This window comes from Telmatobacter bradus (genome assembly GCF_048629425.1).
Taxonomy (GTDB): domain Bacteria; phylum Acidobacteriota; class Terriglobia; order Terriglobales; family Acidobacteriaceae; genus Telmatobacter; species Telmatobacter bradus.
In genome coordinates this window covers 4,138,444-4,163,226 of sequence record NZ_CP184532.1, presented here as the reverse complement: position 1 = coordinate 4,163,226, position 24,783 = coordinate 4,138,444, and the positions used below count along the sequence as shown (strand labels likewise).

Genomic DNA, 24,783 nt, shown 5'->3' with positions numbered 1-24,783 from the left:
AAGGCCCATACTCCTTCCGTTGCCGCGAAAGGTTGTAGCATTTTTCGCTGTGAAACACTATGTTTGTTGGAATCTAAAATGACTGTCGAATTGAGTATGATCAGTTTGCAAAATTCCGTCGGAATTCAGCTGGTGTGAATCCATAGGCAGTCTTGAATCGACGATGAAAGTTGCTCAGGTTTGAGAATCCGCTCTCGAACGCAGCCTGTGTGATCGTTCGATCTTTTGAAGATGTAAGCAGAACAGCCGCTTTCTCAAGGCGGCGCGCATTTACGTAATGAACAATGCTTGTGCCTGTGTGCTGACGGAATGCCCGGGTCAGCAGACTTCGTGACAGGCCAAACCGGGAACCTATCTCATCCAGGTTGGATTCCTCCTCTAAATGATGATCCAGCCACAGACACACGTCCTGAATCCTGTTCCGATGTTTCTGGCGCGCTTCGTCCACTGCAGGAGATTGATCGTTAGCCTGAGTTGCCAACAGTAAGCCAATCACATTCCACACAGTTAATAACTGCCGGTGATTACCGATGACAGAACCCTCTGGAATCAGCCGGACAAGCTCCGCGAGGATCGGAAGTTCCGTGGCGCTATCGCTGGAAGTGCAACCATGACTCCGCAGACTCTCAAGAAGGTCTACCTGAACAGGCGAAAGGTAGCGCGAAGTATCCTGCGCTGTGACGCAGACGATCTTGAGGTCGGCCGATTGGTCAGCTTCGAAAACGACGCGGTGGCGAGCACCAGGAACAATCAGGACCATGCAGGAGGGATGCAGGTCGATTTTATGCTCTTCTACCAGTACCTGACCCGCCCCGGAATGACAGAACATGAATTCAAAGACTTCGTGAACTTCCCACTCAGTGGATCGGGCGACGGTAAATTGGGCACTCCAGAACATATTGTATCCGATCGTACACTTCTTGTACCTGCTCGTACAAGACATTGAATCTGCTTGGATCTAGGCTCACCTTATGGGGGGAGAACAATGCCCCAATCGGTGATACGCATCACAGATACTCTCAAGCATAAAGGAGCCGTCATCATGCTTAATCAACAAACGCTGGATGCCTTCGAACAAATGTGGGGCCCGTTTCCCGAGCCCGTCATGTTGATCCAGAAGGATCGGACCATTCTCGCCACCAATGAACTGGCCCGTACGGCAGGCTTTTCCACGGGCGTGAAATGCTTTTCCCTCAACCCACAGGCGGTCACACATGCCTGTAAGGATTGCAAGGCGAGTCTTGCGGTTAGCGAAAACCGTCCCGTCTGCACGGAAAAAACACAGAACGGACAGCGGATCGTTGGCTACTGGGTGCCGCTCAAGGACCAGCCAGATGTGTACGTGCATTTTGGCATTGGCATCGCCGCATTGATGGGTATCCAGTCTTATCCTCCAATTCAGATTGAAGAATCCGATCTGGTGACGCTCAACAACTAATTTGGCTGTAGCGCAGTACCCCGGGAAACACCGTATGCAAGCGGTCCAGTACCAGAGAACGCCGCTGGATGGATTCAAGGTAAATTCCAGGACAAGAAAACAGGCCGGACTCTCACGAGTCCGGCCCTTTGGCGTTGCGCGGTGCGGGCGTTTAGCTCTCCACGCCGTGGCACTTCTTGTACTTCTTGCCGCTGCCGCAGGGGCAGGGGTCGTTGCGGCCTACCTTGTCACCGGTGCGGCGCTGGTTGGGCTGGGTGGCATCACCGCCGGAGTGGGTGGCGGCTTCCAGTTCGCGCTGCTTCTTGCGCTGGAACTCGCGCTCGATCTGGTCGATCGTGGTTGAGGACTGGCGCGTGGGAAGAGCGATCTCGCGCGGCGCGTGGTCGTCGCCGGAGGTGATCTCCGCCGTGGCTACGGGCGGTGCGGCAGGAATCTCGCGCACCGGCGGCGCTGCCTGTACGGGCTGGCCGTCGGGGCCCAGAATCTGCATGCGCAGCAGGTAGCGTACGGTGTCTTCCTGGAACTTCTGCAGCATGGCCTCGAACATGTCGAAGGACTCGCGCTTGTAGGCCACCAGAGGATCCTGCTGGGCGTAGCCGCGCAGGCCAATGCCTTCCTTCAGGTGGTCCATCGAGAGCAGGTGATCCTTCCACAAGCCGTCGATCACGCTCAGCATAACCATCCGCTCGTGATAACGCATGGCCTGAGCGCCTAGCAGCTGTTCCTTGGCTTCGTATTCGCGCTTAAGCAGATCGAAGATGGCGTCGCCCAGTTCATGGCGGCTCAACTCGGCCGGCTTGACCTCGGTCTTGCCGAGGAAGAGGCCGAAGTGGTCCACCAGCTTCTCTTCCATGCCCTTGTAGTTCCACTGGTCGGCGCGGACGCTTTCATCCAGATACTCATCGAGAATCCTGCTGAGAATTCCGGTTACGTATTCTTCCAGAATCATCTCGCGCTGTTCGACGCCTTCGAGCAGGCCGCGACGCAGGCCATAGACGGCCTCGCGCTGCTTGTTCATCACGTCGTCGTACTCCAGCAGATGCTTGCGGCTCTCAAAGTTCTGCGATTCCACAGCCTTCTGCGCGCCTTCAATGCGCTTGGAAATCATGCGCGACTCAATCGGCACGCCTTCTTCCATGCCCAGGCGCTCAAGCAAAGTGGAAACCCACTGCTTGGCGAAGATGCGCATCAGATCATCTTCCAGCGAGAGATAGAAGCGGCTTTCACCGGGGTCGCCCTGACGGCCAGCGCGGCCACGCAACTGATTGTCAATGCGGCGCGACTCGTGGCGTTCGGTGCCCAGAATGAACAGGCCACCGGACTCAAGCACCTTGGCGTGATTCTCTTTGGCGGCCGCGTCATGCACGGCAAAGGTGGCTTCCCATTCGGGGTTGGAGACTTCGAACTCCTGGCCCTGATAGTAGAAGCGCTGGAATCCGGCGGGAGCCATGGGATTGATGGCACCTTCGCCAGCGCTGATGGCGCGGGCCCGGCCCTGCTTGACCAGCTCCATGCGGGCCATGAACTCCGGATTGCCGCCCAGCAGAATATCGGTACCACGGCCAGCCATGTTGGTGGCAATGGTGACCATGCCGAGGCGTCCGGCCTGGGCCACAATTTCGGCTTCGCGCTCGTGGAACTTGGCGTTCAGCACTACGTGGCGCACGCCCTTGCGCTCCAGAATCCCGCTCAGGCGTTCGCTTTTTTCAATCGATGTGGTGCCCACCAGTACCGGCTGCTGCTGCTCGTGCAACGTGGCAATGTCATCGGCCAGAGCGGAAAACTTTTCCTTCTCGGTGCGATAAACAACGTCGGGATTCTCGATGCGCAGCATCTTCCGGTTGGTGGGAATCACCACGATTTCCAGCTTGTAGATCTTGTCGAACTCGGCGGCTTCGGTTTCGGCCGTGCCGGTCATGCCGCTCAGCTTCTGGTACAAGCGGAAGTAGTTCTGGAAGGTGATGGTGGCCAGCGTCTGGTCTTCCTTGCGGATTTTGACGCCTTCCTTGGCTTCAATGGACTGGTGCAGGCCATCGGACCAGCGGCGGCCCGGCATCAGGCGACCGGTGAAGGTGTCCACGATGATGACTTCGCCGTCCTTGACCACGTACTCGACGTCGCGCTTGTAGAGCGAGTGGGCCTTGATGGCCGTCTCGACGTAGTGCTTCAGGTCCCAGTTTTCAGCGTCGGCAATGTTACCAATGCCCAGAAGCTTTTCAATCGTCTCCCAGCCGCGATCGGTCACGCCGATGGTGCGCTGCTTTTCGTCGATGATGTAATCACCGGAGAGATACTTTTCGCCTTCGCCCAGGCTGATGCCCAGTTCCTGCTGGCGCTTGTGGTCGCTCCACTCCACTTCCTCACCGAGTTCGAGGCCAGGAATGATCTTGAGCACCCGCTCGTACTTGTCGGTGGTCTGGTCGGTGGGACCGCTGATGATCAGCGGCGTACGGGCTTCGTCGATGAGGATCGAGTCCACTTCATCGACGATGGCAAAGTAATGCCCGCGTTGCACGCAGTCCGTAATCTCGAACTTCATGTTGTCGCGCAGGTAATCAAAGCCGAATTCGTTGTTGGTGCCGTAGGTGATGTCGGCAGCATAGGCGGCGCGGCGTTCGTCGTCCGACAGGTCGTGGACGATTACGCCCACCGTCAGGCCCAGGAACTCGTAGATCTTGCCCATCCACTCGGCGTCGCGCTTGGCCAGGTAGTCGTTCACCGTGACCACATGCACGCCATGGCCAGCCAGCGCGTTCAGGTAGCAGGCGAGGGTAGCCACCAGGGTTTTGCCTTCACCGGTGCGCATTTCCGATATTTTGCCCTGATGCAGGACCATGGCGCCGATCAGCTGTACGTCGAAGTGACGCATGTGTACGGCGCGCCAGCCGGCTTCGCGAACCACGGCAAAGGCATCGGGCAGAATCTCGTCAAGCGCCAGCGTTTCGGCCGCCTTGATCGCGTCCTTCTCGGTGAGTCCCTCAAGCCGGGCGGCGATGCGGGCGCGGAATTCCAGGGTCTTGGCGCGCAACTCGTCGTCGGTGAGCGGCTTGACCGAGGCTTCCAGTTCGTTGATGGCGGCCACCACCGGCATCAAACGCTTGACCAGCCGTTCATTGGCGGTGCCGAAGATCTTAGTCAGAACTTTATCGAACAAGACGTTTCTCTCCGTCTACCAGTGTAAACGGGAAGCAGGGGGTGCGGTGGGCTTGCAGGTGGACGAAAAGCCCTGTTTTCGAGGGAATACACGGCAAATTCACTCTCTTGGGAAGCCAAACAGGCTGCGGAAGTCTTTCAGAGGGGGCCGGTTTTCACAGCCGCTGGCCGACGTTGCCCGTGTGCTCTGCCGTCCCATTCCGGCAAAAGGCCCGCCCGACGTGGAAAAAACCGGCTCCCGCCTCCTCCCTGCTTCCTCTATGCTGGGTTAGGTTGCAGTTGTAGAAGATCTTCCTGAAAACGACAGTCTTCCCCGGGCTGTGCGTCTTCCATGTGAGCCGACGTTTGCCGATAAAAAAAAGAATGTGCGCGCCAAGAGTGTGCGGGACGGGATTCCGCGGCCTTGCCCTGCTCGGAGCTTTGCTGCCAGTTCTGGGCCTGGCCGGAGGCTGTTTGTCTTCTAAAGCCAGCACTTCCACCGTAGACGTTGCCTCGCCTTACCTGGGCGTCAACCTTGGCTGGGTCAATGACTGGGATCACACCCAGGTCTTTGCCGACGTCATGAAGCAGGCCCGCAAATTTGGCAGCACCACCGCTCCCTACGACGAAAGTGCCAGCGTGGACGCCGACGGCTGGCCCACCCAGGACGCTGGCGTGTTGCTGATCTCCAGCAATCCGGGCTCATGGGCCGCCGGTAGCTATGCGCTTTCGTTTACCGGGCAGGCCACGGTGGCACCCTACGGCGACTCCAACGTAAAGGTAGGCACGGTCACCTACACCAGTTCCACCAACACCAGCACGGCCACGGTCACGGTAGGTTCCAGCTTCCAGTCTCTCTATCTGGTTTTTACCAACACCAAGCGCACGGCATCGAGCGCCAGCGGAACCGGGCTGACCAACATCTCGTTGATGCGGCCCACGAGTAGCGGATCGCCGCATGCCGCCGGAACCCTGTTTACCGACCGCTTTCTTTCCCGGTTGGGGTATTTTTCCGCCATCCGCTTCAAGGACTTTCTGGGCACCGACGGTTCCACCTATTCCAGTTGGTCCGAGCGTTCGATTCCCGCCTACGCCAGCCAGCAGGAGGTACCTCCGCACGCCTCCAACAATCAGCAGTCCACCTACGTGGACGGTGCCAGCTACGAATACGCCATTCAGCTGGCCAACAAGACCGGCAAGGATCTGTGGCTGAACGTGCCGCATCTGGCCTTGGGGGGCACGTACGCCTTGAGCGACACCACCTGGGCCACCAATCTGGCGCTGCTCTGCAAATACGGCTCCAACGCCACGGGAACGCCCTATACCGGCGTCTACGGCTCGTCGGGAACCAATCCGCAGCCGTCCTCAGGTCCGGTGAATGCCGCGCTGGATTCCGGACTGCACGTCTATCTGGAGTATTCAAACGAGTTCTGGTCGGGGGTGGGCAATCAGTCCACCTGGATTGCCGCGCAGGCCGCCGACGCCATCGCCGCGCAGGACAGCGACCTGGATTGGGACGGCACCACCGACACGTTTACCGTGGAAATGCGCATTGCCGCCAAGGGGACCATGCTGATTTCCGAGGCTTTTTCCAGCGTCTACGGCTCGTCGAATTTCGGCACCGTCTATCGCCCGGTACTGGCCTCGCAGATCAACAACAGCGGAACCTATTCCGGCCTGGACTACCTGAAAGAACGCTACAGCAGCGCCAGCCAGTACGTGTGGGCCGCTGCCGGTGCGCCCTATATGGACTACAGCGGCGACACCAGCGGCAACAGCCTTACCGCCGCCGAAGTCATCAGCGGCATGCAGAGCTACGAATCGGCTAACGCTGCTACCTGGATCGCCAGCCTTTCCAGCATTGCCACCAGCTACGGGCTGAAGGGCGGCATGGTGGCTTACGAGGGCGGGCAGGGCGCGATTTACCAGACCACGGGCGCAGTAGGCGCGCAGACCGAACCGGCCATGCGCACCATCACCACCGGCCTGCTAGATGACTGGATTAGCGCTGGCGGCAGCACCTTCTTCTACTTCAAGCTCTGCTCGGCCGACACCTGGGGACTGGGAACCGACATCAGCTACGACATTGATGCTGACAGCGGCTGGAACTCCAGCGCCGCCAGCAGCAGCGAAACCGAACCCAAATGGGGAGCCATCAAACAGGTGGCCAAGCTGGGCAAGTAGCGGAAGGCAGCCCTCAGCTCATCCTGCCAACCGAAGCTGCATGGACGGCTATGTAGGCCGCAGTACGTGACAACACATAGCGATACACACCGATACGCGGGAAGATGCAGCAGTACGTAGCAGCGATGAGCAGAGTCCCGTTAGGGACGGCGCAAAACCTGCCCATGTGCTTTGCTGTGGTCATGCGAAGCAGTTGGCCCCACTGCAGGTGGCAGGCGAAGCGATCAGCCCCACCGCAGGTGGCCTACCGCCGCGCCATTGCCAGCATGATCACGAACAGCAGCACGGGCAGCATGCAGAGTGCGCCGTAGAGCAGAATGCGGCGGCTTTGCGGCATGCGCTGGTGCAGCGAGGGGCGGCGGGAGCCTTCCTCCACGCCCACCTGATCCTGATGCTCCAGATCCAGCTGCATTTCGAGCGCGGTGGCGTAGCGGTGGCGGGGTTCGCGCTCGAGAGCGCGGAAGAGAATCTCCTGCAACTGTGGTCCGATCAGCTTGTTCAGCTTGCGGGGCGGCTCAGGATCGTGCAGCAGACGCTCATTCATCACCGCCAGCGGATTCTGCCCGGTATAGGGTGGCTGGCCGGTAAGCATCTCATAGAACATGGCGCCGAGCGCGTAAATATCGCTGCGCTGATCGCCGCGCTGGCCCTTCACCTGCTCGGGCGCAATGTAGTCGGGCGTGCCCAGCATGGGCGATGGGCCGGAGTAGGTGATGCGCCGAGCGTCTTCCTTCATGGCAATGCCAAAGTCGATCAGCTTGATCTGGTCGCCGGGCAGCACCATGATGTTTTCCGGCTTCAGGTCGCGGTGCACCACGCCGCGCTTGTGCATGTAGTCCAGCGCGTCGCAGATGCTGAGCGTGAGGCGCGTGGCCCGCTCGATGGGCAGTTTTTCCTGCTGGTTCAGCAGGTCACGCAGCAACGTGCCCTCCACCCACTCCATCACCATGTAATTGCTGGAGCGTTCGGCGTCGGCAATGGTCTTCACGATGCCGGGGTGGTCCAGCTCCTGGCCAATCTGCTGCTCGCGGCGGAAGCGTTCGACCAGAATCGGGTCCTGCTCCATTTCGGCGTGGGGCAGCTTGAGCGCCACGGAACGGCCGGTAGCAAGGTCGGTAGCGCGATAGAGCGTCGACATGCCGCCGCGTCCGACCGCAGCTTCCAGCCGGTAATGATCGAGCATTTGTCCGGGTTCGGGCCTGACCTGCGTCTGAGCCATAAGTGTTTTCTATTTTTCCACGAAGAACGTAAGAAACTCGCAAGGAAAATGTTGGTGCTTTGTGGGGAGAATTTCTACGGCTGGCAAAAAGAAGTGAATCCGATCTATATTCTTGTTGTTACAGCCATGTTTCGACTCAAAATCCAACTCGTTGCCGGTCTGCTGACCATTCTCGTCCTGTTTTGTGCCGTGGAGCGTGCCAATGCGGCGAGGCGTGCCCAGGAACCGCAGGAAACCGGCTTTCTGAACCGGCAGATTGTGCTGCACGGCCAGACGCATCATTTTCAGGTCTATTTGCCCGAGCAGTACCGACGCGATGACCATAGGCAGTGGCCCATTATTCTCTTCCTGCACGGGCGCGGCGAGCGCGGCAGTGAGGGAATGTGGCAAACGCAGGTGGGCCTGCCGCAGGCCATCCGCGACCATCCGGAGCGCTGGCCCTTTATTGTGGTTCTGCCGCAGTGTCCGCAGGGCACTTTCTGGACCGACAGCGAGAATCTGGCCATGGCCATGGAGGCGCTCGATCAGGAGACGGCCGAGTTCCATGCCGACGCGGATCGCACCTATCTGACCGGCCTCTCCATGGGCGGTTACGGCGCATGGGAGCTGGTGCGGCTGCACCCCCGGCGCTGGGCGGCTGTCTCGATTGCCTCCGGCGGCGTCTTCTGGAGCTATGCGCCAGAGCGCTGGCAGCACGCCAACACGCTGCCCGCCGAATACGCGCACGCTCTTGGCCATACCGCAGCCTGGCTTTTTCACGGCAGCGAAGACCCGATTGTGCAGCCCAAACAGGACGATCTGATGTACGACGCCATCAAGGCCGAGGGGGGCCGCGTGCGCCTGTGGATCTTTCAGGGCCTGAAGCACGATTGCTGGACCCGCGCCTTCAATGAGCCGGATCTGCCGCGCTGGCTGCTTTCGCATCATCTTGAGCCGACGCCCGCACCCGTCAAACACGGCCACGAAGCACCGCCCACCAAAGAACCGCCGCCCACCAAAGAACCGCCGCCCTACGCCGAGCGCACCGTCGTACCCATGCATCCGCCCGCCATGCACCTGATGCCAGCACAGCTTGAATCGCTGCAGGGCGAGTACACGGAGCCGCACGGTCGCGGCGCAATGCAGCTTTACCGCCAGAATGAGCAGATCTTTGTGCGCGACCAGTATGGGCAGCTCACCGAGTTGGCCGCCGAGTCGCCCAGCGAGCTGTTCTATCCCTATGGATCAAGCATCAGCCGGGTCTTCGTGGATCGCGACGCACAGGGTCGCGTCGTGGCGCTACTCTTCCGCGATGATCGCCACGAAGAGCGCTGGGAGAAACGTCCTGCGCCCGCACAACCCCCTGCAAACTCCGGCAGCAATGCCTTCCGTTTGTTCTGATGAGCAGGCAAATCAATACCAACACTGTGTAGGTGCTTCACCCTCGCCGCATCTTTGTTTTTGCGGCTATAGCAAATTCAGAATTGCTGTAGAGGGAATTGATGGATCAAAGTGTCGTTTTCCTCAAGAAAACGGCACCCTGCACACTCTTTCAGACTGCACGGTCATTCTGAATTTGCTCTAGGAGTCTGTCGCCCATAGAATTGCCCGAGGTCCTGGTCCAGACCAGGCCCAGCAGATTACGATTTTGTTATGGGCCAGAACTTCCTTCCAGACACGGTCAACCAGACGCTTCTGTTTCCACCCAGCCTTCACGACTGGCTACCTGACGGCCATTTGGCTCGTTTTGTCGTGGATGTGGTTTCGGCATTGGATCTTGAATCGATCTATGCTTCGTATCGCGAGAAGGATGGTCGCGGCCAGTCGGCTTATGCTCCGGAGATGATGGTTCGCCTTCTTTTGTACGGTTATGCCACGGGCGTTTACAGCTCACGCAGGCTTGAGAAGCATACCTGGGAAGACGTGGCATTTCGCTATCTTTCCGGCGACCAGCATCCGGACCACGCCACGCTGGCCGAGTTTCGCAAACGGCATCTGGCTGCGCTGTCCGAACTGTTCACGCAGGCCTTGTTGCTGTGCGCAAAAGCCGGTCTGGTTAAGCTGGGTCATGTGTCGATCGATGGAACAAAGATCAGGGCGAACGCCAGCAAGCACAAGGCGATGAGCTACCAGCGCATGACCGAGAGCGAGGCGCGCCTGAAGCAGGAAATCAACGCTCTGTTGGCTGCTGCGGAAAAAGCGGATGCCGACGAGGACGCGCAGTACGGCAAGGATCGGAACGGCGAAGAACTTCCCGACGAGTTACAGCGACGCGAGAGCCGGTTGCAGAAGATTCGCGAAGCGAAGCAGGCACTCGAAGACGAGGCCCGCGAGAAGGCTGAGCAGAAACTTGCTGAAGCAGAAAAGAAACAGGCTGACGAGGAAGAAGATCGTCGCGCGGGCAAAAAGAAACGTGGTCGCAAGTCGAATCCCCCTGATCCGGACAAGGCAAAACCCGCAGACAAGGATCAGCGCAACTTCACGGATCCGGAGAGCCGCATCATGCCGGATGGCGCCAATAAAGGCAGCTTTTTACAGGCTTATAATGCGCAGATCGCGGTCGATTCCATCGCGCAGGTAATCGTGGCCGCCGCGGTTACGCAGGAGACGAACGACAAAAAACAATTACTGCCGATGGTGGCACAGATCGAAAAGAATCTTGCCCAAAAGCCCGAGAAAGTCAGCGCTGATACCGGCTACTTCAGCGAAGCAAATGTGACCGACGCAACGGTAGCTGAAATCGACTTATACATCGCCACAGGCCGCGACAAACATAGTGATCCAACGGAGATAGCCTGTGGTGAAGCCCCGTCAGATGCAACGGCACGAGAACAAATGCAACATAAGTTGAAGACCGAGGCCGGACGCGCAGTCTACAAAAGACGCAAGGCGATCGTGGAACTGGTCTTTGGACAAATCAAGGAGTGCCGCGGTTTTCGTCGCTTCAGCATGCGCGGCAAACAGAATGTGAGCGGAGAGTGGAGGCTGGTGTGCGCGGTCAGCAATCTGTTGAAGCTCTTTCGCTCCGGATGGGCACTGCAAAACGCGTAAAAACAACGAAAGATCAGAATCCGAATCAGAGTCGCGCCTCAAAGATACGGTGCGGTAGAGAAAAACTGACAGCAACAGACAAATCCAGTACTGCGCAGCCAGGCCGACATCTCCTGCAAAAATCGCAAACGCTATGAGCGACAGACTCCTAGGGTCCTGTCTCTAAAGTTCGCATCCCAATTGTCCTGTCATCTGGAGCGGAGTTTGGCCGTTTTTTGGCCAAACGGAGTCGAAAGATCTGCGGTTGTTCTTCAAGGATCTTCCGCGAAAATTGATGTATCTTTGGAGCCAAAGTTCGTGGAGGCAGAGGTAAAAAGCAACCGCAGATCCTTCGGCTCCCTGCGGTCGCTCAGGAGGACAGGCTGAAGTTTGATGAGGATTTCAGACTCAGAACACTAGGGGACGGTTTTATTGCACCGTCCGCAGGTAGCTGACCAGTTGCCAGCGCTCGTTCTGGCTCAGGCCGTTCCAGCTAGGCATTCCCTGGCCCATATCGCCCTGCCGCAGAAACCACTCCAGGTCGCCGTCGGTGGTTCCATGCAGACGGTTCTCCGTCAGGTTGCGGCCATTGCCATTCGTCTGATGGCATGTAGAACAGTGCTCGCCAAACAGCCGCTGGCCGGCGGCAATCGCTTCAGGCTGGCTGGCCACGGGATTCTGCTGCGCATGGTCCTCGGCCGGCACATGCTGCCAGCGGTGATGAATGTAGGAAATGACCGCGCCGCCAAAGACCAGATAAAGCAGGCTGACGGCAACCAGAGCTCCGGGCCGGATCCAGCCGGTCAGGAAGGTCAGCCACAGGAAGAGAATTGCGGACAGGGTGATCAGGGCCGAAAGACGCAGCGAATAGTCGAAATGCCAGCTGGTGAAGAAGATTCCCAGCGCTGCGGGAATGGTAGTCTGGATCATCATGGCCCCACTGATGTTGGCCAGCGCCAGCCGTGTCTTGCCCTGTCGAACCCATAGAATGGCGTTCATCGTCTCGGGCAGCTCGGTGGCCAGGGGGCTCAGCAGCAGGGCCGCCAGCTGCGGCGGAAAGTGCAGCGCCGCGCCGATGGCGCCCAGTTGCCCCACAAAAAACTTTGAGGCGAGCGTAATCACCACAAGCGAAGCGACAAATTGCATCGCTGCCCAGCCAAAGGTGGGATTGTCCGGATGCAGCTTGAGCGGCTCCAGCGCTTCTTCCTCCACCAGCGGTCCACCGTTCTGCGCCCGCTTCCAGACGTACACCAGATAAGCCGCCACAAAGCCGAACGCGAGCCAACGTTTCCCGGCAAAGTTCGTCAGTCCGAGCGCCAGATTGGCGAGAAAAAGAAGCAGGAAGAAAGACTGATCGCGGCGTATGCCATCCCGGCTGGCGGGAATACGGTAGCTGTCGCCGGTCGAACGGGAGCGGAAGAGCAGCGAAAGACCCACCACGGCATAGGCCACTGTGGCAAGCACCAGAGGACCACCCATGGCCGCGCCCACACCCAGTTGCTTTTCCGCTTCGGTGTGGCCAAACACCACGGTCACCAGCGTTACCAGGCTTTCCGGCAGGGCCGTACCGAAGGCGGCCAGCAGCGAGCCCATGGCCAGCGTGCCCACCTGCATGGAGCTTCCGCACCACTCCACGGCGTTTACAAAATATTCGCAGGCCGCATAAATCACAACGGCAGAAAACAGAAAAAATGAAAGATGCAGCAACATTTCAGTAGTCTTTCGCTGGGAAAACGCCGGAGGCGGAGGTTATAGCATTTCCGGAAGTGCTCCCTGTATTCCGAAAAAGCTTTAAGCAGTCCCGGATTGGAAGAGCAAGGTTTCTGTCTCAGGCGACTGCATTTTCAGTGTTTCACATTCTGTCAGGAGGATTCTTTTCGGGCGAAAAGTCCTCTTGCAGGGCTAATGTGGAGCAATTTGCGGCATGTTCCATTTTGAAGCAGGGTTTCAATTCGGTTCCTAAGGCACAACTCATCCTTCACTGTCTGTCTGTATTCCTCTCAAGGCACCGTAATCTTCTTCTGTGGCCGTACTTTCTATCGATCTCGCATGTCGCCGTTGGGCTGATCTTGGCGTTGTTCTGCTGGATCGCGTCCGCAGGCAGACTCTGTCCATGCCTTGGGCCAGTCAACCAACTGCGCCCATCGAGTGCCAGATCCTTCCCATGGGGCCGGAGGGCGAGCCGGAAGGTCCGGTGGACCCCGAGATTCTGGCCGGCCGCCTCAATCACCTGTGCACCATACGCGACATTCGTATTTTGATGCTGGATGGTCCGCAGGCCTGGAAGTCAGAGAAGAATGGACTGACGTATGCCCGGTTGGGCGAGCGCCAGCTGAACACGGTCTCCAAAACCGGGCTGCCCGGGATGGTCAAGCCCGTTACCCACCGCAACTACTCCGAGTTCTGCATTGACCTTTATGACGCGCTCTGCCGACGCGGCTGGCGGCGGCTGGACAAGCGCGACCGTGGCGCTGATCCGCGGCAACGTGTGCTGGTGGAATGCAATCCGCATGCGGCCTGGAAGTCACTTGGCCTCACGCCTTTGCCTACCAAGCGGCGTTCCCACATCAGCGATCTGGCAGCGGCCTACGCGGCTCTGCGCTGCGTGGTTCCTTTCACCACCAATTGCCCTCCCAATCACGATCAGCTGCAGGCGCTGGTGAGTGGATTGGCCGGTCTGGCGCTGGAAGAACACAACAACTCTGCACTGCGCATCTTTGGCGCTCCGCCATGCCGTGAAGACGGCCACTGGCGCGAGGGCTTCATCGTTTTGCCGGTACCGCCTCCCCGCCCCACCGGCTTCCGTTGGTTAAATTAAAAAAAGTGCAATCATAATAAAAACAAAGGACCTCCACCGTATTACGGTGGGGGTCTTTTGCTGTTTGGAAGCGGATTTTTGCCCAAAAAAACCGGACAGCGTGAACTGTCCGGAAAAGTTGGAGGCTCGATAGAAAAAAACTCTGGCGTTATTGAATCGTCTCGCTGCCGGGTTCCTGTTCTGAGACGCGGACCATTAGATCGCCGTCGGCGTGGTGGAAGCCAACGATCAGGGTATATTCGGTGCGCGGCGGCTCACAAAACCGCTCGGATTCCACGCGGGATTCCGGCACCGTCATTGCGCAGGGCCGGGGCAGGCAGGATTTGATGGTTCCGGCAATCATGTTGGCAATCTCTTTGCTGGCGTCCAGCCGATCGGCCTCGGCGACGCTCTCAGGGGGCTGCATAAGCATGGCGGCGGTAGCGCTCTGCGCCAGCCCGTCGCTTAGCCGGACCTCGATTCTTCCCGTCCATGTGCCGCTAAGCTGAACGCTGGCCAGCAGATGGCCGGCGTCGACGCAGCATAAGTCGGGCGAAGGCACATGCTCCAGGCGCATGGCCAGCATCTGTTCCCAGAACTGGTCGTTGGCCTTAATCACAGATTCCTCGTCGATATGGACGCTCATGGTTAGTTTTCTCCCAGAGACGGCTCAGCCGAATGAGCCTTCACAAACTATTTATCGGGCAGAAACGCAAATGCATGAAAAAAATAGAAGAAAACTGGGAGGAAATCTCCCACTCCGAAGTCATTAGATTTTTTTATTCATAGGCGCAAGAAAATCCCGCCGCCGAGTGATTTAAATCACTTGCTGACGTGCTGCCAGACACAGTCCGGCTGCCGCTTCGGTGCCACACTCTCCCCCATCGGCGGCTCCGGGTTGTTCTTCCGGAATACCGCCCGGAGCAGGCCGTACGTCGCTCCTGTTCCGGGTTGTTTCCCCACCGCGTTCGCGGAGCAGCCGTCCGAGGACCATTGCCATGCCGGAAGCCAACCTTCCCCGTAGGGCTCAGCCGGCCGTCATTCTGGTCGCCACCGATCTGGCGGACCTGGAGCGGTTGATGCCCCATGCGCTTGATCAGGCCAATCGTACAAGCGCTCACCTGATCCTGCTGCATGCTCTTGAACCGTCGGTCACCCTGTCGATCGACGACCACGGAACCCCTTTCTACGATCCAACGCTGGCTATCTCGCAGGCAGAAAAGGCTCTCCAACCCTGGTGCGAGGCTGCAACGCGTCGCGGCGTGGTTTGTGACGCCGTGGTGCGGGATGGCGCCGCGGCCCGGCAGATTGCCGACGCCGCCCGCCAGTTCCGCGCAGACCGCATCCTGATCGGCACCCGGAACCGCATCCGGCAGGGCAAGTCTCCGCTCGGTTCCGTGGCTGAACAAGTGCTGCGCTCGGTCAATCTCCCGGTCATTACCGTGGGGCCAGAGGCTCATCTCCAGGACAATTCAGACGATCCTATCGTTCTGCATGCGACCACCTTACGAGAGACCTCACGTCCGAGCGCAGCGCTTGCCTGCACATTGGCCAGTAAAACCCATGCGCGGCTGGTGGTGATGCATGTGCTGCCGATGCTTGCAGATGGCCCCAGGCAGGGCGAACCAGCCGCGCTCGATGAACCAGTACTCGAGCAATTGCGTCTGCTTGCCGCAGAGACGGCCTCGGGTTGCTGCCTGGAGGTGGAAGCTCTGGTGGTACACGGCAATCCCTTCATCGAGATTCTGGCTGCCGCCAGCAAACTGCAGGCCGGCATGATCATCCTCGGTCTTGAGCCACACTCGGTCTTTGACCGTCTGACCCGCGACCGCACCGTCTATCAGGTGGTAGCGCACGCCCGCTGTCCAGTGTTGATTCTGCGGGAAGATCCGTTGCCCCACTGGGAACAATATATGGAAGAGGCTGCTGCAAGCCGTATGTGAGGCGATCTGGCGGAGGGCAGGCTTCAAGGCAAGGTCTTCTCGGGAATTTCCTTGGAGAGCCGGTTCTGTCTGCAATCAATCCTCCCGAACAAAATCAGAGGAAGTGTGCCTTGCTGGAGTCTTCAAGGTGGATTTTTCCCAGCAAAAATCCACCTTGAGAAGATTGCCTCGGGGTGCAGCTACGCTGTTTTGCTTTGCAGTCAGGCGATGCAATCGAGGAATGCCGCCCGGTATTCTGCACGTGCTTGCTTGTATCCGGTACGATTCCTAGTGGTTATTAGAACGACGTCGCCATGTTTTCTTTCTATAGCAGCTGGAGAATGGCTCTAGCTGCAACCGCCATACAGAATGCATTCAAGCCATGTTTTTTTGCGGGAGTGTCATGCGTCGAGGAAAATGCACCGGGAAATTTTATTGTTGTGCTTCTGATCTGTGGTTGTGTTTCTGCGCTGTACTGATTGCCTTGTTCTGTCTGCAGTGTGCCGAGGCGTCGGGCGTCAAATTGCCGCCCGATCCAGCACAAGGAGCTGCGGCTGGCATGGATGTGAACTGGAACTCCCTCGGGAGTGGGCAGCAGGATTCGATGCCGTTGGGCAATGGCGATCTGGCTGCCAATGTGTGGACCGAGGCTAATGGCGACATCGTCTTGTTATTGGCCAAGGCGGATGCGTGGACCGAGACCGGCAAGCTGGTCAAGCTGGGCCGTATTCGCATTCACACCACGCCCCAGCTATTTACAGGCCAGCACTTTTCCCAGACGCTGCACCTGGAAAACGCCCTGCTGGAGCTGAAAGAAGGCGATCATACGGCACGTATCTGGGTGGACGCCAACAATGCAGCATTGCATGTTGAGTTACACAGTGGCCAGCCGGTAGTTGCTCATGCGTCGCTGGAGACATGGCGGAGCGCACATACCATAGCCGACGACTCTGCAGACAAGGCAGGCATGGCGGAGTTGGCAAGCGACAGGATTCCGGTCAGTTTTGCCGCTGACGATGTGCGAACCGATAAGGCGGATGTGCGGTGGTTCCACTGGAACAAGCAAAGCATCTATCCCACGGTATTGCATGAAGAGCATCTGGAGGCGTTGGCCAACAGGTTCAGTGATCCGCTTCTGCATCGCTGCTTTGGTGCTGAGCTGAGCGGTCCGGATCTGAAGCGTGACGGCGATCAGAGTTTGGCAACAGCGAAACCCGCCCAGGAACTACGTTTTGATGTGGTGGCCGCCAGTGGCCAGTGCAAGCGTCCAGAAGAGTTTCAGTCGCTGCTTCGTGTGGCCGAGAAGGGCAGCAATCCGGAAAATCTGGAACTGGCCTGGAAGCAGCACGAGGAGTGGTGGAAGGCGTTTTGGGAGCGTAGCTGGGTACGGGTGGAAGGTACGCCGGAGGCCAGCAAGGTATCGATGGGGTATGCCGTGCAGCGCTACATGATGGCAGCTTCATCGCGCGGAGAACTACCAGTAAAATACAATGGCGGACTATTTACCGTAGGTGGAGTGCAGACGGTGATGCACAAAGATGCGACTCCGCCAAAGTCCGAAGAGGTCGAGCGCAGCCCGGACTTTCGTGCCTGGGGCAACTGCTATTGGAACCAAAACAACCGGCTGCTCTACTGGCCGTTGCTGGGTTCGGGTGACTACGATTTACTGCAGCCGTGGTTCAATATGTATCTGCGGGCATTGCCGCTCGCCAAGGCCCGTACAGAGCTTTACTATCATCATGATGGCGCATCGTTTCCGGAGACGATGTACTTCTTCGGCCTGCCCAGTCTGCATGATTTCGGATGGGAGAATCCCGGAAACGAGATTGAGAGCCGCTGGCAGCGCTATCACATTCAGGGCGGTCTGGAAGTCACGGCGCAGATGCTCGATTACTGGGAGCATACGCAGGATGACGTTTTTGCCCGCCAAAAACTGATTCCCTTTGCTGACGCGATTGTGACTTACTACGGCGAACACTGGCCGCGCGAATCGCCGGAGGGCCGGTTTCGCATGTATCCAGCCCAGTCGCTGGAAACCTATCAGCTAAACATTACCAACCCCACACCGGATCTGGCCGGATTGATGTCGCTTCTGCCGCGCTTGCTGGCGGTGCCGCAGGAGTTCACCACGGCGGCTGAACGCGCTCGCTGGGAGCATTTGCGGCAGGCTTTGCCGCTGTTGCCTCAGGGACGAACAGCCACGAATGGAAAGACTCCGCCGAATGGTCAAGGCGTTCCAGAAGGAAAAGAGATTCTGCTGCCGGCCGAGAGTTACGGCAAGACGAGCAACTCGGAGAATCCCGAGCTCTATGTAGCTTTTCCCTATCGATTGTTCGGGGTAGGCAAAGAGCATCTGGATTTGGCGCTGAATACCTACGCCTCTCGGCGTTCGCCGCAGAACACTTGCTGGGGGCAGGACGGCACCGAGTCGGCCGTGCTGGGGTTGACCGAGGAGGCCAGGAAGGCTGTGTTGGCAGAATTTACCAACTACGGCGACCAGCGCTTCCAGTATTTTTGGCGGTCAGCGCATGACTGGATTCCAGACCTGGACAATGGCGGCTCGGGCATGATCACGCTGCAGGAGATGCTGCTGCAGACCGATGGAAAAAAGATTCTGCTGTTGCCAGCCTGGCCTGCGGACTGGAATGCCGACTTCCGCCTGCATGCACCCTACAATACTGTGGTCGAGGGGAAGGTAAAAGACGGCAGGCTGGTGCAACTGAAGGTAACGCCCTCCAGCCGAAGCAAGGACGTGACGGTATTGCCGCTGCATCCTTGAAGTATGCGTGGATGGAATGCAGAAAGGCCCGGAAGAAAACTTCCGGGCCTTTCTGATTGCAATCTTTTGCTTTGCTATAACTTACGCGGTCAGCCGCTCCAACTGGTCGGGCTTGACGATGGTCAGGCTGGTGCCCTTGATGGTGATCCACTCGTCACGGCGGAACTGGTTCAGCAGGCGGGTGACGGTCTCGCGCGAGGTTCCGGCCATATTGGCGATCTCCTCGTGGGTCAGTGCCATGGTGAAGCGCAGTTCGGTCTTGCTGTTGGTGGTCTGACGGCCCCAGTCGAGCAGCAAACGGGCCAAACGACCAGCTGCGGAACCGGAGAGTGCCAGACGCTTGGCGTCATGGAAGACGGTCAGATATTCGCCGCTGAGCGATTGCGCGGCGTGCATCGAGGCGATGCCGTGGCGGCCCAGGAATTCGACAAACTCCTGTTTACGCACGGTTTTCACCTGACAGGGCTCAATAGCTTCGGCGGTGACTTCATGGGGAACGTTGGCTAGAACGGCGCTCAGACCCATCACGTCGCCTGGTCCGGCGATCTTGAGGATCATGGTTTTGCCGTCGCGAGAGGTTGAGGAGATCTTGACCTGACCATAACAGATGACGAAAACGTTGCGGGCCGGGTCGCCTTCAGAAAACAGCTTGGCCCCGCGCGCGTGACTCATCATGATGCCGATCTGATCGTAGTCACTCAACGCCTCGGGTGTGAGATTGCAGAACATACGCATATGGCGATGCTCGCAATTCAAACAATCTTCCGGAGGGTGGTGGGAATGGATGGAGGCCATACTGAATTCGTTGGTCAAATAGAAGTATAGCGCACAAAACCTATCAATCCTGTGCGTATTTTCTATCAGGAGGCTTCCATGCTTGCGAAAATGCAAGATTTTTTGTGGGAGAGAAGAAAAATTGACATCCAAAAGCGGTAAGTGCGACGGGATTAAGCCAGAGAGACATGCGGGGTTGAACGCCGACTATGGGCTGCACGCTGCTGAGCACACAGTAGATAGCCACGGCTGACCTCGCGGGCCAGTTCCTCCAGAAGCTTCATGCGCAGTGGCGGATAAAAGCTGAAGGTTTTACGCAGGGTTTCCATCGGCAGCAGAAGCATCGATCCGGCAGAATGGGCCGTCAGAGTGTAGGTATGGCTGCAGTCGGAGAGCGCCGCAGCTAGTTCGACCAGATCTCCGGGGCGCACCGGGCCCAGAGTAAGACGACTTTGCAGCCGCTCGGACTTGCGCAGGAAGCGTCCACTGATGGCCACATAAAGGCCGCGGGCAGACTCGCCTTGTTGGAAAACCATCTCGCCTTCTTTGAACTTCAGGCACTGTGAGGCTTTATTGAGCAGGTTCCCGGCTTCTGCCGGGCACTCCAGCAACTCGGCCAGCGGATGCGCTGCTACCGCATCCATGCGCTCGGATCTTGCTTCAGAAGGCATGGTTTGCTTCTCCCGTTTCTCGGTCCGTGGTGTGGTCCGGCGGCGCGCCTTAGCGACGTTACGCCTGTCGGCCACCGGCCGGTGTGCGTGTTGCACGTCCATTCGTGAAGCTCCCGGCATTCTCACCGACGGCTCCTTAGTGCATTTTGGGAATACACGTATTCCGAAAATGCTATTGCGCCGGATTGCTCGGGCGCGGGGCTACAACTTCAGGCAAGAGGTGGGATCAGCAAAGCAAATGAGACAGTAGGGATGGATTCCCTGAAGAGTGCGCACGCAGCCTGTGGCTGGCGATCTGCTCTCGGGCGGCTGCTATGCCGTCCCGGAGACAATTCCCGGCGGCACGCAAAGCACCGGAACCCTGGAACTGGCCAGCAGCGCAAAGACTGTTCCATGCGGACCGGGCGTTTCGCTGGTCCGCTTGACGCCGGCCACCAGCATACAGGGGTGGTATTCGGCAATGGCTTCATTAATGGCTTCGATCGGTCCACATTCCTTCACCACGCAATGCACGGTCAGGCCCGGCTCGGGTTTGAGGCCGAAGGCTTGCTGTGTCGCGGCGCAGGGGTCGATTTCGCCTTCATGGGCGTGGACCACGATCAGCGGCCGTTTGAGCACTTTAGCCAGAGAACGTGCTGTGTTTACAGCCTCTTCGGTGGATTCGTTGCGTTCCATGGCCAGCATCACCGGTCCGCCCGGCGTGGGACGGAAGGGGCCAGCATTCCAGTCGGCGGCAACGGCCAGCACCGGACAGGCAGTCAGCCGCACCAACTGCTCAGCGATGGCTCCCACAACGATCGGGCCCGCACCTTCCATGCCCTTGGTTCCAATCACGATCAGGTCTGCCCCGTATTGCCGCGCCACGTCTACCAGCATGCCGGCCACGGCCCCCTGACGGACCTCGGAATGGCTGGGAATGCCCTCGCGCAGCAGTCCGCTGGCCAACTTGTCCAGAACCTGCCGCGCCTCTTGCGGAAGATTTTCGAGTACAGTACCGGGCACCGCGCCTACGGCAGCGTATTCCATGGGATCAGTGCCGTGGGCCAGTACGATCCGCGCCTGATAATGAGTGGCCAACTTGCGGGCGTATTCCAAAGCCGCTTCCGAGCTGCCCCGCAGATCGGTGGCTACTACGATGGTCTTCAAGCCGTTTGCAAAAGCCATGGACGCCTCCAGATTGACGTCTTGCGCGTCCCCTCGACGCTCGTATCTGCCCCGCAGCACAACTATGGACTCCGAGTCTGCGCCCAGCTTAAAACTATGGGCTGTGACCCCATTCACCCCTTCCTGTGACTCTGGTCACATGGGGGCATTGCCGGAAGTTAAACAAAATAAAAATGAAAAGAAGTAACCGCAGGAGCCTTTGTTGATCCGGCAAACAAAGAGTGTTTCGCGCGTTCCCACCTTAAGTGTCCTGTTTCTAAAGTTCGCATCCTAATTGTTCTGTCATCTTGAGCGGAGTTTGGCCGGTTTTTGAGCCAAACGGAGTCGAAAGATCTGCGGTTGTTCTTCAAGGATCTTCCGTGGGAGTGGATGTGTCTTTGGAGCCAAAGTTCATGGATGCAGAGGCAAAAAGCAACCGCAGATCCTTCGACTCCCTGCGGTCGCTCAGGATGACAGGCTGAAGTTTGATGAGAATTTCAGAGACGAGAGCCTAGCCACAAAAACAAAGGTGGGTCGAGGGCATGGCACCCAGCGTGTGTTGATATTGATTTGCCGGATCAACAGGGTACCCCACGCGGGCGTGGTCTGCTATTCGCTCTTGCCCGCGCCCCGCCTGCTCACGCTGAACTGAGCGCCGGCAAACAGGATCAGCCCTGAAGTGTAAGCCCAGAAGATCAGGCCCACCGAGACGCGGAAGGGACCATAGAGTGAACCCAGATCCAGGTGCGGCAGAATCAGCTCGAAGATGTACTTCGAAATCAGCCATACGATGCCGGTCCAGATCGAGGTGCGCAGCACCGGCTTCGGATCGATCTTGCAGTTGGGCATCAGCCAGTAGATGGAGAAGAAAAACAGAATCGATGCAATGCCCGTAGTCACTGCCAGCAGAAGAAATTTCAGCACGCCATAGGCGGCATATTCGGTGTGGTCGAAGATCATGTCGGCCAGTATCTGGCGGCCCACTGCATTGGCCACGATGGCCAGCATGCCCAGCAGCACCATCAGGAAGGCGAGGCCGAAGGCCACTACCTGATTCATGATGTAGTTGCGGCTCTTCTTTACGCCCCAGGCCTGATTGAGCGCAACTTCCAGCGGCAGAAAGATGCCCGTGCAGGCCACCAGAATCATCACCAGCGACATGACCTGCACGCCGTGACGCTGGGCAATGCCGGAGAATGATCCGACGACGAAGGACTGGTTGGAGGGGAAGAAGTATTTCACCATGTCGTTGACCACTTCCACCATCGCCGAGGAATGAAATACCGCTCCCGAGAGGGTGTACAGCAGCACGATAAACGGAATGAACGAGAGAATGGCGTTGGCCGCTACGCTGAAGGCAAAGGTATGCACCTCGCTGTCGAGCAGATAGGAGAGCAGCGATTTGCCGTCTCTGCGCCAGCGGTGCCACTTGCTTTCATAGGTTCGGGAAAAAGCAGGCATTGTGCCACCGGATTGTGCACTGGATTCAGGGTTAAACGGGATCTGTGATTCGGGCACGTCGAGCTCCTTCGGGGTGGCAGGCAACAGAGTGTTCAGGCTTTCTCAGCATAGTCGTCAGAGCGTCTGCTGGAACGTTACGCATGGATCTTTTTCTGCGCCCAGCGGGCGGCATGGCGCAGACCTTCGTCGGCAGACTGGGTCCATGTGGCCAATTGGGCGGCAAAGCGGCGCTGGCCGCTGTTGCCCATGGCTACGGCCACGTTGCGCAGCAGGCCCAGATAGCCCGCGCGGCGCACCGGTGAACCGTTGAACTTCTGCTCGAACTCTGCTTCGGTGAGCGCGGCCAGCGCTTCCAGAGCGGGGTTCAGTAACTCGGGGCGCGGCTCCAGTTCAGCATCCGGCACTATGACGGCCTTGCGATTCCAGGGGCACACATCCTGACAGATGTCGCAGCCGAAAACCTGCCGTCCCACACCATCGAGCAAGGATTCTTCCAGCACGCCCTTGTGTTCGATGGTCAGATAGGCGATGCAGCGCTGGGCGTCCATCTGGTGCGGAGCAAAAAGCGCCTCCGTCGGGCAGGCGTCGATGCAGCGGGTGCAAGTGCCGCAGCGGTTGGGGTGTTCCACAGTTGCAACAGGAGATGCAACTGGAGCGGCTTCGAGCGAGGTGAGCAGAACGGCGAGAAAGCCGAAGGAACCAAGCTTGGGATGAATCAGGCAGGTGTTCTTGCCCGTCCAGCCAAGGCCGGAGAGCGTGGCCAGCGAACGCTCCAGCACCGGTCCGGTATCGACAAAGCCTCGGGCTTCGAAGTCGTATGTTGCGCCATTTTTTTCAGCCTGCCCTGCGTACTGCTTGCGTAGCTGGGCTTCCAGTTGTTCCAGCCGTTTTTTGAGCACCTTGTGGTAGTCGCTTGGTCTGCGCTGGCCGTTTGCATCCACGCGGCTGGACCAGGCGTAACGCGCAATCCATGCGGCTTCCGGCGGATGTGCGTCGGTGGAGCGTGGTGCTTCCGAGTGATAGCTGGCAAAGCAGACAATGACCGAGCGCGCCCAGGGAAAGGGCACATGCACGCGTTCGCGCAGCAGGCGGCCATCGTCCGAGCGGCGCTCCAGATACTGCATGGCTCCGGCGCGGCCCTGCGCAACCCAGGCCGCAAAGCGCTGACCGGCTGCAGCCTCGCCCGCATGCGGTAAAGCCACTAGTCCGGCCTCGCTGAAGCCGGCTTCAAGGGCGGCTTGGCGGACCATCGTCTGGGTGAGCGGTGGGCACGGATTTTGCGATGCGTCAGAACTCATGAAGGCAGGACTCATGAAGACAGGACTCATGGAACCAGGGTTTATGGAACTTTTCTTTTCGCCTTGCGTACAAAAATGTGTGAATGGTCAGGCAGATTCAAAAATGGAAAGCCTGCATGAAAATTGCTTGAAACTGTCGTGATCCGGGATGTTTTTTGGGTGTTTCTGCCGCAGAATACGATCAGCAGCCAGCGCACTGCAAAAGATTCTCACTATGCAATTGTGCGGACTCGCAGCGTTTTGTCTTTCCCCTCTACCCGAATTCCTGTCTGCGTACCCCAATTTGATTGCAGGTTTCCCCTGCTTCCATCTTCAGCTTAAACGGCCTGTGCGCCGGTCGCACCGCCGTATCAAGGGACCATTCGCATAAGGAGGTAAATCATGTCGACATTCATCCCTGCCGAGGAAAGCTTTTTTGCCGAAGAGAGTGTAGTGATTTGCACCGAAGATGTGCTGGTGCGTGGCCGTGAGCAGAACTTGCTGGACGAGTTGCTGCCGCTGGTGGCGGAAAATGATGTGGCGTTGAGCCTGGAACGGGTGCAGAAGATCGATGCGGCGGGCCTTGGCACGCTGATTACGATCTACCGTATGGCTCACGAAGTGGGACATACGTTTCGTGTGGTAAAACCATCCCGGATCGTGAGAGGAATAATTTGCGCGGTAGGTTTTGAGTCGGCTCTTCTGTACCACAATGTGGATAGTGAGTCGCATTCCGGCCCGATGGCCGCCTGAGGGAAAATCCTCCCAGCTTTCCGTAAATCACTAAACCCCGCGTCAATCGCGGGGTTTACCCATTTTATCCCGGAAATGTCAACTTGCCTGACACGCTCATCATGAAAGAAATTTAAGTGCTGTGATGGGCTTCACAGGCAATCGTTGTTCGATGGGACTATCTGTTTGGCCATTTCACCAAAGCCGCGGTGTTTTCGCTTATGCCTGGATGCCCCGCAAGAACT

The 24,783-nt window shown here is 58.2% G+C and carries 19 protein-coding genes; 8 read left to right on the top strand and 11 right to left on the bottom strand.

Annotated elements, in window-relative coordinates:
• Nucleotides 1–100 precede the first annotated feature (100 nt).
• A complete protein-coding gene (locus ACOBR2_RS17130) occupies nucleotides 101–898 on the bottom strand; it encodes a helix-turn-helix domain-containing protein (RefSeq protein ID WP_420237320.1) in 798 nt (265 codons plus the stop codon).
• An 87-nt stretch (nucleotides 899–985) separates the two neighbouring features.
• Here ACOBR2_RS17130 and ACOBR2_RS17125 point away from each other — a divergent pair, with 87 nt between their 5' ends.
• Complete coding sequence (locus tag ACOBR2_RS17125; protein ID WP_420237319.1) at nucleotides 986–1,438, top strand: hypothetical protein; 453 nt, start codon at nucleotides 986–988, stop codon at nucleotides 1,436–1,438.
• A 151-nt stretch (nucleotides 1,439–1,589) separates the two neighbouring features.
• Here the strand turns inward: ACOBR2_RS17125 and secA are convergent, their stop codons facing one another.
• On the bottom strand, nucleotides 1,590–4,592 hold the full coding sequence (gene secA, locus ACOBR2_RS17120) for a preprotein translocase subunit SecA (protein WP_420237318.1): 3,003 nt from the start codon (nucleotides 4,590–4,592) through the stop codon (nucleotides 1,590–1,592).
• Between the two features lie 452 nt (nucleotides 4,593–5,044).
• Here secA and ACOBR2_RS17115 point away from each other — a divergent pair, with 452 nt between their 5' ends.
• Nucleotides 5,045–6,754 carry a hypothetical protein gene (locus ACOBR2_RS17115; RefSeq protein ID WP_420237317.1) on the top strand — a complete coding sequence of 570 codons (1,710 nt, stop codon included), beginning with the start codon at nucleotides 5,045–5,047 and terminating at the stop codon, nucleotides 6,752–6,754.
• 244 nt (nucleotides 6,755–6,998) lie between these two features.
• Here the strand turns inward: ACOBR2_RS17115 and ACOBR2_RS17110 are convergent, their stop codons facing one another.
• Nucleotides 6,999–7,973 carry a serine/threonine-protein kinase gene (locus tag ACOBR2_RS17110; RefSeq protein WP_420237316.1) on the bottom strand — a complete coding sequence of 325 codons (975 nt, stop codon included), beginning with the start codon at nucleotides 7,971–7,973 and terminating at the stop codon, nucleotides 6,999–7,001.
• 126 nt (nucleotides 7,974–8,099) lie between these two features.
• Between ACOBR2_RS17110 and ACOBR2_RS17105 the strand changes: the two genes are divergently transcribed.
• Nucleotides 8,100–9,353: an alpha/beta hydrolase-fold protein gene (locus tag ACOBR2_RS17105; protein WP_420237315.1), complete on the top strand. Its 1,254-nt coding sequence runs from the start codon at nucleotides 8,100–8,102 to the stop codon at nucleotides 9,351–9,353.
• 252 nt (nucleotides 9,354–9,605) lie between these two features.
• Complete coding sequence (locus ACOBR2_RS17100) at nucleotides 9,606–11,003, top strand: IS1182 family transposase (protein WP_420237314.1); 1,398 nt, start codon at nucleotides 9,606–9,608, stop codon at nucleotides 11,001–11,003.
• 408 nt (nucleotides 11,004–11,411) lie between these two features.
• Here ACOBR2_RS17100 and ACOBR2_RS17095 read toward each other — a convergent pair whose 3' ends face one another.
• Nucleotides 11,412–12,692 (bottom strand): c-type cytochrome, encoded by a 1,281-nt coding sequence (locus ACOBR2_RS17095; RefSeq protein ID WP_420237313.1) that lies wholly within the window; start codon nucleotides 12,690–12,692, stop codon nucleotides 11,412–11,414.
• A gap of 313 nt (nucleotides 12,693–13,005) precedes the next feature.
• Here ACOBR2_RS17095 and ACOBR2_RS17090 point away from each other — a divergent pair, with 313 nt between their 5' ends.
• Nucleotides 13,006–13,800: a hypothetical protein gene (locus ACOBR2_RS17090; protein ID WP_420237312.1), complete on the top strand. Its 795-nt coding sequence runs from the start codon at nucleotides 13,006–13,008 to the stop codon at nucleotides 13,798–13,800.
• A gap of 148 nt (nucleotides 13,801–13,948) precedes the next feature.
• Here the strand turns inward: ACOBR2_RS17090 and ACOBR2_RS17085 are convergent, their stop codons facing one another.
• Both ACOBR2_RS17085 and ACOBR2_RS17080 read right to left on the bottom strand, forming a co-directional pair.
• A complete protein-coding gene (locus ACOBR2_RS17085) occupies nucleotides 13,949–14,425 on the bottom strand; it encodes a chemotaxis protein CheX (protein ID WP_420237311.1) in 477 nt (158 codons plus the stop codon).
• 171 nt (nucleotides 14,426–14,596) lie between these two features.
• Complete coding sequence (locus ACOBR2_RS17080; protein WP_420237310.1) at nucleotides 14,597–14,779, bottom strand: hypothetical protein; 183 nt, start codon at nucleotides 14,777–14,779, stop codon at nucleotides 14,597–14,599.
• On the opposite strand from ACOBR2_RS17080, the gene ACOBR2_RS17075 reads away from it, so the two are divergent.
• Together ACOBR2_RS17075 and ACOBR2_RS17070 are read left to right on the top strand one after the other, a co-directional pair.
• Nucleotides 14,778–15,722: a universal stress protein gene (locus ACOBR2_RS17075; protein ID WP_420237309.1), complete on the top strand. Its 945-nt coding sequence runs from the start codon at nucleotides 14,778–14,780 to the stop codon at nucleotides 15,720–15,722. The two genes, ACOBR2_RS17080 and ACOBR2_RS17075, sit on opposite strands and share 2 nt — an antisense overlap.
• A 463-nt stretch (nucleotides 15,723–16,185) precedes the next feature.
• The gene (locus ACOBR2_RS17070; RefSeq protein ID WP_420237308.1) at nucleotides 16,186–18,480 is read left to right on the top strand and encodes a DUF5703 domain-containing protein; all 2,295 of its coding nucleotides are present in this window, start codon (nucleotides 16,186–16,188) and stop codon (nucleotides 18,478–18,480) included.
• Between the two features lie 81 nt (nucleotides 18,481–18,561).
• Here the strand turns inward: ACOBR2_RS17070 and ACOBR2_RS17065 are convergent, their stop codons facing one another.
• The 5 genes from ACOBR2_RS17065 to queG all read right to left on the bottom strand — a co-directional run bounded on the left by ACOBR2_RS17065 (nucleotide 18,562) and on the right by queG (nucleotide 23,827).
• The gene (locus ACOBR2_RS17065; RefSeq protein WP_420237307.1) at nucleotides 18,562–19,209 is read right to left on the bottom strand and encodes a Crp/Fnr family transcriptional regulator; all 648 of its coding nucleotides are present in this window, start codon (nucleotides 19,207–19,209) and stop codon (nucleotides 18,562–18,564) included.
• A 218-nt stretch (nucleotides 19,210–19,427) separates the two neighbouring features.
• On the bottom strand, nucleotides 19,428–19,925 hold the full coding sequence (locus tag ACOBR2_RS17060) for a Crp/Fnr family transcriptional regulator (protein WP_420237306.1): 498 nt from the start codon (nucleotides 19,923–19,925) through the stop codon (nucleotides 19,428–19,430).
• A gap of 312 nt (nucleotides 19,926–20,237) precedes the next feature.
• On the bottom strand, nucleotides 20,238–21,089 hold the full coding sequence (locus tag ACOBR2_RS17055; protein WP_420237305.1) for a universal stress protein: 852 nt from the start codon (nucleotides 21,087–21,089) through the stop codon (nucleotides 20,238–20,240).
• Nucleotides 21,090–21,677: 588 nt separating this feature from the next.
• The gene (locus ACOBR2_RS17050; RefSeq protein WP_420237304.1) at nucleotides 21,678–22,586 is read right to left on the bottom strand and encodes a YihY/virulence factor BrkB family protein; all 909 of its coding nucleotides are present in this window, start codon (nucleotides 22,584–22,586) and stop codon (nucleotides 21,678–21,680) included.
• Between the two features lie 77 nt (nucleotides 22,587–22,663).
• A complete protein-coding gene (gene queG, locus ACOBR2_RS17045) occupies nucleotides 22,664–23,827 on the bottom strand; it encodes a tRNA epoxyqueuosine(34) reductase QueG (protein ID WP_420237303.1) in 1,164 nt (387 codons plus the stop codon).
• A 381-nt stretch (nucleotides 23,828–24,208) separates the two neighbouring features.
• Between queG and ACOBR2_RS17040 the strand changes: the two genes are divergently transcribed.
• Entirely contained in the window at nucleotides 24,209–24,559 is a 351-nt protein-coding gene (locus ACOBR2_RS17040) for an STAS domain-containing protein (protein WP_420237302.1), read from the top strand.
• Nucleotides 24,560–24,783 lie beyond the last annotated feature (224 nt).